Origin of the sequence: Yinghuangia soli, assembly GCF_021502675.1 — a bacterium.
GTDB classification, from domain to species: domain Bacteria; phylum Actinomycetota; class Actinomycetes; order Streptomycetales; family Streptomycetaceae; genus Yinghuangia; species Yinghuangia soli.
In genome coordinates this window covers 387,016-394,127 of record NZ_JAKFHA010000004.1, presented here as the reverse complement: position 1 = coordinate 394,127, position 7,112 = coordinate 387,016, and the positions used below count along the sequence as shown (strand labels likewise).

At 73.7% G+C, this 7,112-nt stretch carries 8 protein-coding genes; 5 read left to right on the top strand and 3 right to left on the bottom strand.

Translation table 11 applies throughout. The features are described from left to right. The 3 genes from LZ495_RS10775 to LZ495_RS10765 all read left to right on the top strand — a co-directional run. Positions 1–1,304, top strand: a 1,304-nt coding sequence (locus tag LZ495_RS10775) for an AMP-binding protein (RefSeq protein WP_235051850.1), incomplete at its 5' end; no start/stop codon positions are given. A 67-nt stretch (positions 1,305–1,371) separates the two neighbouring features. After that, entirely contained in the window at positions 1,372–1,821 is a 450-nt protein-coding gene (locus LZ495_RS10770; protein ID WP_235051849.1) for a group II truncated hemoglobin, read from the top strand. Positions 1,822–1,885: 64 nt separating this feature from the next. Further along, a complete protein-coding gene (locus LZ495_RS10765; RefSeq protein ID WP_235051848.1) occupies positions 1,886–2,857 on the top strand; it encodes a ketopantoate reductase family protein in 972 nt (323 codons plus the stop codon). 11 nt (positions 2,858–2,868) lie between these two features. Here the strand turns inward: LZ495_RS10765 and LZ495_RS10760 are convergent, their stop codons facing one another. Then, positions 2,869–4,224, bottom strand: coding sequence for an aminotransferase-like domain-containing protein (locus LZ495_RS10760; protein WP_235051847.1), 1,356 nt, complete (start codon positions 4,222–4,224; stop codon positions 2,869–2,871). A 94-nt stretch (positions 4,225–4,318) separates the two neighbouring features. Here LZ495_RS10760 and LZ495_RS10755 point away from each other — a divergent pair, with 94 nt between their 5' ends. After that, positions 4,319–4,963, top strand: coding sequence for a LysE family translocator (locus tag LZ495_RS10755; protein ID WP_235051846.1), 645 nt, complete (start codon positions 4,319–4,321; stop codon positions 4,961–4,963). 47 nt (positions 4,964–5,010) lie between these two features. Further along, on the top strand, positions 5,011–5,526 hold the full coding sequence (locus LZ495_RS10750; RefSeq protein ID WP_235051845.1) for a hypothetical protein: 516 nt from the start codon (positions 5,011–5,013) through the stop codon (positions 5,524–5,526). Between the two features lie 51 nt (positions 5,527–5,577). Here LZ495_RS10750 and LZ495_RS10745 read toward each other — a convergent pair whose 3' ends face one another. Next, entirely contained in the window at positions 5,578–6,108 is a 531-nt protein-coding gene (locus LZ495_RS10745; RefSeq protein ID WP_235051844.1) for a GNAT family N-acetyltransferase, read from the bottom strand. Between the two features lie 49 nt (positions 6,109–6,157). Then, complete coding sequence (locus LZ495_RS10740) at positions 6,158–7,015, bottom strand: phytanoyl-CoA dioxygenase family protein (protein WP_235051843.1); 858 nt, start codon at positions 7,013–7,015, stop codon at positions 6,158–6,160. Positions 7,016–7,112: the final 97 nt, after the last annotated feature.

Genomic DNA, 7,112 nt, shown 5'->3' with positions numbered 1-7,112 from the left:
CTCAACTACCGCCTCTCCCCTGCCCAATTGCACGACCTGATCGGCGGGCTCGACGACCCGCTCGTGGTGGCGGACCGGGTCTACGCGGCCGCCAGCGCGTCCGCGCCCCCGTCGTCGACGGCGCCGCGTGGCTGGCCGGCGCCGCGGCGGCCGAGCCGGTCGCCTCCGCCGAGGACGACGACGCCGCGGCGGTGGTGCTGTTCACGTCCGGCACGACCTCGCGTCCCAAGGGCGTCGTGCTGCGGCACGGCAACCTGGTCGGCTACGTCCTGCAGACGGTCGACTTCGCGTCCGCGGCCGAGGAGGACGCGATCCTGGTCAGCGTGCCGCCGTACCACGTCGCCGGCATCGGCAGCGTGCTGAGCAACGTTTACGCGGGGCGCCGCATGGTGCACCTGCCGGACTTCGACGCGGCGCGCTGGCTCGACCTGGTCCGGGCCGAGGCGGTCACCCAGGCGATGCTGGTGCCGACCATGCTGGCCCGCATCGTCGACGAGCTGGCCGGGGCGCCGGCCGACGCGCCGGCGCTGCGGGCTCTGGCGTACGGCGGCGCCCGGATGCCCGCCACGGTGCTCGCCCGTGCGCTGGACGCCTTCCCGGACGCGGGGTTCACCAACGCGTACGGGCTCACCGAGACCAGCTCGACCATCGCCGTCCTCGGCCCCGGCGACCACCGCACCGCACTCGCCTCGGACGATCCCGCGGTGCGCGGACGGCTCGGCTCCGCGGGCCGGTTCGTGCCGGGCGTGGAGGGCGAGATCCGGGACGGCGAACTGTGGGTGCGCGGGCCGCAGGTGTCCGGCGAGTACCTGGGCACCGGTTCGGTGCTGGACGCCGACGGCTGGTTCCCGACCCGCGACCTCGCTCGCATCGACGCAGACGGCTTCTTGTACATCGAGGGGCGGGCGGACGACACGATCATCCGCGGCGGCGAGAACATCGCCCCGGCGGAGATCGAGGACGTCCTGGTCCACCACCCGGGCGTCCGCGAAGTCGCCGTGCTGGGGCTGCCGGACGAGGAGTGGGGTCAGCGCATCACCGCGGTGGTCGTCCCGACCGGGGACGGTTCCGCGGCGCCGACCGCCGACGAGCTGCGGGCGTACGTGCGCGGGCGGTTGCGCGGCTCGCGCACGCCGGACGACGTGGTCTTCCGCACGGAACTGCCTTACACCGCGACGGGGAAGCTGCTGCGCCGCGACCTGGCCGCCGAGCTCACCGCCGGACCCGCGGCAGAGCCGACCGGCGGACCCACCGGCGAACTCACCGGAGGACTCACCGGGGAACCCACCGGGGAACCGGCGTAGGGAACCACCAATTGGCTTTCCTGGCAAGGGAGTACACCTTCCGGCGCCGCTGGGTGAGGATGGCCGCATGGTTTCCCTCTACGACCACGCCGGGGGCCACGAGGCCCTGCATCGCTTCATCGACATCTTCTACGCCAGTGTGCTCGCCGATCCGCTGCTGCAGCCGCTGTTCGGCGCCGGGCATCCGGAGCACGTGGCGCGGCTGACCGCGTTCGACTCCGAGAGCTTCGGCGGGCCGGACACCTTCTCGCGCGAGATGGGCGGCTTCGCGGGGCTCATCGCCGCGCACCGCGGGCACAAGATCCGCGAGGACCAGCGGCAGCGGTTCGTCGACCTGTACATGGCCGCGGCCGACAAGGCCGGCCTGCCCGCGGACGCCGACTTCCGGGCCGCGCTGCAGTCGCACGTGGAGTTCGGCTCGCAGGTCGCGATGCAGAACTCGCATGCCGAGACCGACGCCGACCTGCACCCGCTGCGCGAGGTGCCGCACTGGAACTGGCCCGGGGACGACGCGTAGCCGGGCGCTTCGGTCTGGCAGGCTCGGCCCCGGCAGGCTGTCGAGTGCGGAGGGGCGTGGGCACATGCGGTTCGTCGTGTACGGGGCGGGCGCGGTCGGGGGCGTCATCGCCGGGCGCCTGTCCGGCGCCGGCCACGAGGTGGTGGTGATCGCGCGCGGCGCGCACGGCGCGGCCATCGCCGCGGACGGCCTGCGCGTGCTCGCCCCGGACGGGGAGGCGACGCACCGGCTGCCGGTCGCGGGGCATCCGGGCGAGCTGGAGTTCACCGCGGACGACGTCGTGCTGCTCGCGGTCAAGACCCAGGACAGCGCCGCCGCTCTGCGCGACCTCGCCCTCGCGGCCGGCCCCGGCACCCCGGTGGTGTGCGCGCAGAACGGCGTCGCCAACGAGGATTTGGCGCTCCGGCACTTCCGGCGCGTGTACGGCATGCGCGTGATGCTTCCCGCACTGCACGTCGAACCGGGCGTGGTGCAGGCGCACTCCGCACCGCTGGCCGGGACACTCGACCTGGGCTGCTACCCGTCCGGCACGGACGCGGTCGCCGAAGCGGTGGCCGCGGCACTGCGGACGGCGACGTTCGGTGCGGAGGCCCGCGCCGAGATCATGCGCTGGAAGTACGGCAAGCTCCTGCAGAACCTGTCGACGGCCGTCGAGGCGCTGTGCGGCATCGAAGGCCGCAGCAACGAAGTGGCGCGCCTGGTCCGCGCGGAGGGCGACGCGTGCCTGGCCGCGGCCGGCATCAAGCCGCTCTTCGACGCCCCCGCCGACCCGTCGGACCCGGCCCGCCCGGTCCGGGATCTTCCCGTGGGCGGCATTCCGCGCCCGGGCGGATCGGCGTACCAGAGCCTGCTGCGCGGGGTCGGCAGCATCGAGACGGACTACATCAACGGCGAGATCACCCGCCTCGGCCGCCTGCACGGCGTCCCGACCCCGGTGAACGAAGCGGTCCACCGCCTGGCCAACCGCTTCGCCGCAGAACACCGCCCGCCAGGCACGGCAACAGCCGCCGAAATCCTCGCCGAGGCAAGGGCCTGACGGCACCGGGCTCAGGACACCGTGTCGGTGTCGGGGCCGGTGCGGGCCAGGGAGGCGAGGGTCTGCAGGGCGGTTGCGAGGACGTCCGGGGGTGGGGAGGCCAGGCCTAGGCGTACGGCGTTGGGGGCCGAGGCGGGGCGGACGGCGAAGGCGGCGCCGGGGGTCACGGCGATGCCTCGGCGGGCGGCCGCGGCGACGAAGGTGTCGGCGCGCCAGGGGTCCGGGAGTTCCCACCAGCACATGTAGGCGTCGGGGGCGGTGCGGGCGCGGAAGCCGGTGAGGGCGGCGGCGACGGCCCGCTGGCGGGACTTCACGTCGGCGCGCTTGGCGTTGCCGATGCGGGTCACCGTGCCGTCCTGTATCCAGCCGGTCGCGGCTTCCAGGGAGAACCGCGGGGCGGTCCACGCGCCGGAGCGGATGGCCTGGGCGACGGCGTCGGCCCGGCGGGCGGGCGGTACCGCGAAGCCGACGGTCAGGCCGGGGGCGACGCGCTTGGAGAGGCTGTCGACGAAGACCGTGCGGTCGGGGGCGTACGCGGCGAGCGGAGGCGCGGGGTCGTCGGCCAGGTGGGACCACACGCCGTCCTCGACGATGTCCAGCTCGAGGGTCTCGGCCAGGTCCGCGAGTTCGGCGCGGCGTTCGGGCGGCATGGTGAAGGACATCGGGTTGTGCAGGGTCGGCTGGACGTAGATCGCGTGCAGCCGGGCGGAGCGGTGCGCGGCGGCCACCGCGTCCGGCCGTACGCCGTCGGCGTCCAGTTCGAGGGGTACGAGGGTAATGCCCAGGCGCGCGGCGATGGCGCGGACCGCGGGGTAGGTCAGTTCCTCGACGCCGAGGCGCCCGCCGGGCGGCACGAGGGCGGCCAGCGCGGCGGCGATCGCCTGCCGGCCGTTGCCGGTGAACAGCACGGACTCCGCGGCGGGCCGCCAGCCGGGCCGGGCGAGGACCCCGGGGGCCGCGGCCCGCGCCTCGGGCGTGCCGGCCGCGCCGACCGGGCGCAGGGTGGCCTTCAGGACGTCGGGGCGCAGCATGCGGGCGAGGCCGTCGGCGAGGAGCGGGAACTGCTCGGGGACGGCGGGTACGGAGAGTTCGAGGTCGACGGGGGCGCTGGTGGGGTCGGCCAGCGCGAAGGCGCGTTCGCCCGCGGCGCGTACGTATGTCCCGCGGCCGACTTCGCCGACCACCAGGCCGCGGCGGGTGAGCTCGCCGTAGACGCGCGCGGCGGTGGAGTTGGCGATGGCATGGGCGCGCGCGAAGTCGCGCTGCGGCGGGAGGCGATCCCCGGCCCGCAGGCGGCCCGCGGCGATGTCGGCTTCGACGGCGTCCGCGACGCGCCGGTAGTCCTGCGTACGGCTGCGCTCCGCCATGTTTGCTCCGATCCCGCGCACCGACTCGTCCACATTGCGCCGAGAACAATATGCGTATTGCTCCGAGAAGGCCAGTCGTCCTACGCTCCCGGCCATGGTCGAAACCGGAGCAATCCTGGGTGTGCTAGCCGTCTCGATGAGCATGGCGCTGACGCCCGGACCGAACATGATGTACGTCGTCTCCCGCAGCATCACCCAGGGCCGCCGGGCCGGGGTGATATCCATCGCGGGCGTCGCGGTCGGCTTCATCCTGTACCTGACGGCGACGAGCCTGGGCCTGTCAGTGCTGTTCGTGGCCGTGCCGCAGCTGTACCTCGCGGTGAAGTTGGCCGGCGCCGCGTACCTGCTGTGGCTGGCCTGGCAGGCGCTGCGCCCGGGCGGTATCTCGGTCTTCGCGCCCGGCGAACTGCCGGTCGACTCGCCGCGGAAGCTGTTCATGATGGGCCTCGCGACGAACCTGCTGAACCCGAAGGCCGCGATCCTCTACCTGACGCTGATCCCGCAGTTCGTGCACCCGGACGACGGGCATGTGCTGCTGCAGAGCTTCATCCTGGGCGGCGTCCAGATCGCCTGCAGCATCGGCGTCAACCTGTCCCTGGCCCTGGCCGCCGGCACCGTCGCGATCTTCCTGAACCGGCACCCGAGCTGGCTCCGCATCCAGCGCTACGCCATGGGCATCGCCCTGACCGGCATCGCCCTGAAGCTGGCCACCGACAGCTCGAAGCCCGCAGTCGCCTGACCGGCGCGCCGCCGGCGCGTGTCGGCAGCCGCTGGTACTTGTTGCGCATGCCGCTGATCGACTACTTCCGCGCCCCCGACGCCGCCGCCGCACTGCGCGTCCTCGAACGCGACGGCGGCCCGGGAGGCGTGGGCGGCCCCGGGCAGCCGGAGTTCGACGTGGTCACGGCGAAGGCCGTCCACCCGCAGACGTCCTTCGCCGCGCTCGTCACCGCGCTGCCCGAGCGCCCGGCGGACGGCGGCGCCCTCTTCGGCAGCAGCTACATCTGGCCCGGCACGACCCCGCCCACTGCGGAGGAATGCCGGGACCTGCCGGGGGACTCCCCGTGGATGGAAGGCCCGTGGATCGAGGAGTTCCCGGCGGCCGTCCGCGACCTGCTCGCCGACGTCCCCGAAGCACGCATGCCGGCGATCGCCGCTGCCTGGTCGGCGAGCGGCGAGGCACCGTGGTGGTCGGCGGCTCCGGCAGGCGCGGATCTGGTGCCGCTGCTGAGCGCGTTCGCGGAGTTGGCGCGGCGGGCTCGGGCGGACGGGGATCGCCTGTACTGCTGGTCGGCGCTGTAGGCGGCACTGCTCGTCGGCGCTGCAGGCGTCCGCGCGGGACGGGTCGGGAAGTCAGTCCTGCGCGGGCGGCCCGGGGGTCCTGCGGCTGCTGCCCAGGCGGGCCACGTGGACCATGATCGGGCGCAGGCCCCGGCGTTCGTACAGGCGCAGGGCCTCCGTGTTGGCGGCGAGGGCGCCGATGAACAGGTCGTCGATTCCCGCGGCGGACAGTTCGTCGTCCACGGCGTCCAGCAGCAGCGTGCCGATGCCCTGGCCGCGGCGGTCGGGGGCCACCGAGAGGGTCTCGAGTTCGGCGGTGCGATCGCCGATCGCCCAGGTGGAGGACGGGCCTTCCTTCACGTGCACGAGCGCGTAGCCGACCGGGACCTCGGCGACGGTCGCGAGCAGGACGAACGAGCCGGGCTCGGCCAGCCATTCGCGGTAGTAGGTGCTGCGCAGCTTCCAGGAGCTTTCGGGGTCCTGGTAAGCGTAGTCCGGGGCTATGGCCTGGTGGTGCGCAAGCAGCGCCAGCCACAGCGGCGCGAGCCGGTCGACCAGCTCGGCGCCGCCTTGGCGGACGACCACACGTGTCTCGTGTTCCATTCGGCCGATCTTGCCAGGCGTCCGGGCGAACGGAGCCGCGGCATGCCGGTCAGAGCCTGCCCGCGTCGAGGAGCAGGTCGGGGCTCACCAGTTCGACGGTGCCCAGGTAGCCGCCGCCGGTGAGGATGCCGTCGTGGACGGTGTAGCCGAGGAGTTCGCGGGCCCGTTCGGGGAGGTCGCGGACGCGGTCGGGTCCGGCGACCAGGTACTGGTTCTCCTCGGTGCGCAGCCAGCCCGCGCAGAAGCTGACGTGGATGCCGCGCCGCCACACGTCCTCGGTGGTGTTGGCGCCGCCCGCATGGATCACCGAGCCCAGGTAGACGACCGCCGAGCCCGCGGGCATTTCCGCGACGGCGACTTCGTGCTCCTCGGCGCGCCGGTCCCAGGGCCAGGTGTGGCTGCCGGGGACGACCGCGGTGGCGCCGTTCTCCGCGGTGAAGTCGGCGAGCGCGACGACCGAGGAGATCTGGATCTCGCCGACGGACTTCGGGATGTGGTGCCACACCTGCTGGTCGCGGTGCAGGATCTGGCGGTCCGCGCCCGGGCCGCGGTCCATGACGTGGCCGAGGTTGAGGACGTGCTGCTCGCAGGTGGCGGACAGGAACTCCCGTGCCACCGACTCGTACACCGGGTGCACCAGCACCTGCTCGACGAAGGCCGGGGACTTCCCGGCCAGCCCGGTGACGTGCCGCACCCGGTCCCCGTAGAACGCGGCGACCAGCGGGTTCACGAACTGGCCGTCGTTGCCGGGCCGGGCGGCGGCCAGCAGCGGGTCCAGTTCGCGGTTGAAGTCGGCGAGGAGCGCGGGGTCGAGGAAGTCCTCCAGGATGACGGCACCGTCGCGCTTCAGGACGGCGGAGATGTCCGCGGCGGGGGCGGCCGCCGGCAGGCGGTCGAGCGTGGCCATGCGTTACCTCGCAGGGGACTCACAGGAAACGGAAGCACGGACGGGGACAGCAGGCAGGAGCACGGACCGGCACTCGGAGGGAGCCGAGTGCTGCGCG

Excerpts from the sequence above, each read along its gene's own strand:
- LZ495_RS10770 (WP_235051849.1), top strand. The coding sequence starts at position 1,372 with ATGGTTTCCCTCTACGACCACGCCGGGGGCCACGAGGCCCTGCATCGC.
- LZ495_RS10765 (WP_235051848.1), top strand. The coding sequence starts at position 1,886 with ATGCGGTTCGTCGTGTACGGGGCGGGCGCGGTCGGGGGCGTCATCGCC.
- LZ495_RS10760 (WP_235051847.1), bottom strand. The coding sequence starts at position 4,224 with ATGGCGGAGCGCAGCCGTACGCAGGACTACCGGCGCGTCGCGGACGCC.
- LZ495_RS10755 (WP_235051846.1), top strand. The coding sequence starts at position 4,319 with ATGGTCGAAACCGGAGCAATCCTGGGTGTGCTAGCCGTCTCGATGAGC.
- LZ495_RS10750 (WP_235051845.1), top strand. The coding sequence starts at position 5,011 with ATGCCGCTGATCGACTACTTCCGCGCCCCCGACGCCGCCGCCGCACTG.
- LZ495_RS10745 (WP_235051844.1), bottom strand. The coding sequence starts at position 6,108 with ATGGAACACGAGACACGTGTGGTCGTCCGCCAAGGCGGCGCCGAGCTG.
- LZ495_RS10740 (WP_235051843.1), bottom strand. The coding sequence starts at position 7,015 with ATGGCCACGCTCGACCGCCTGCCGGCGGCCGCCCCCGCCGCGGACATC.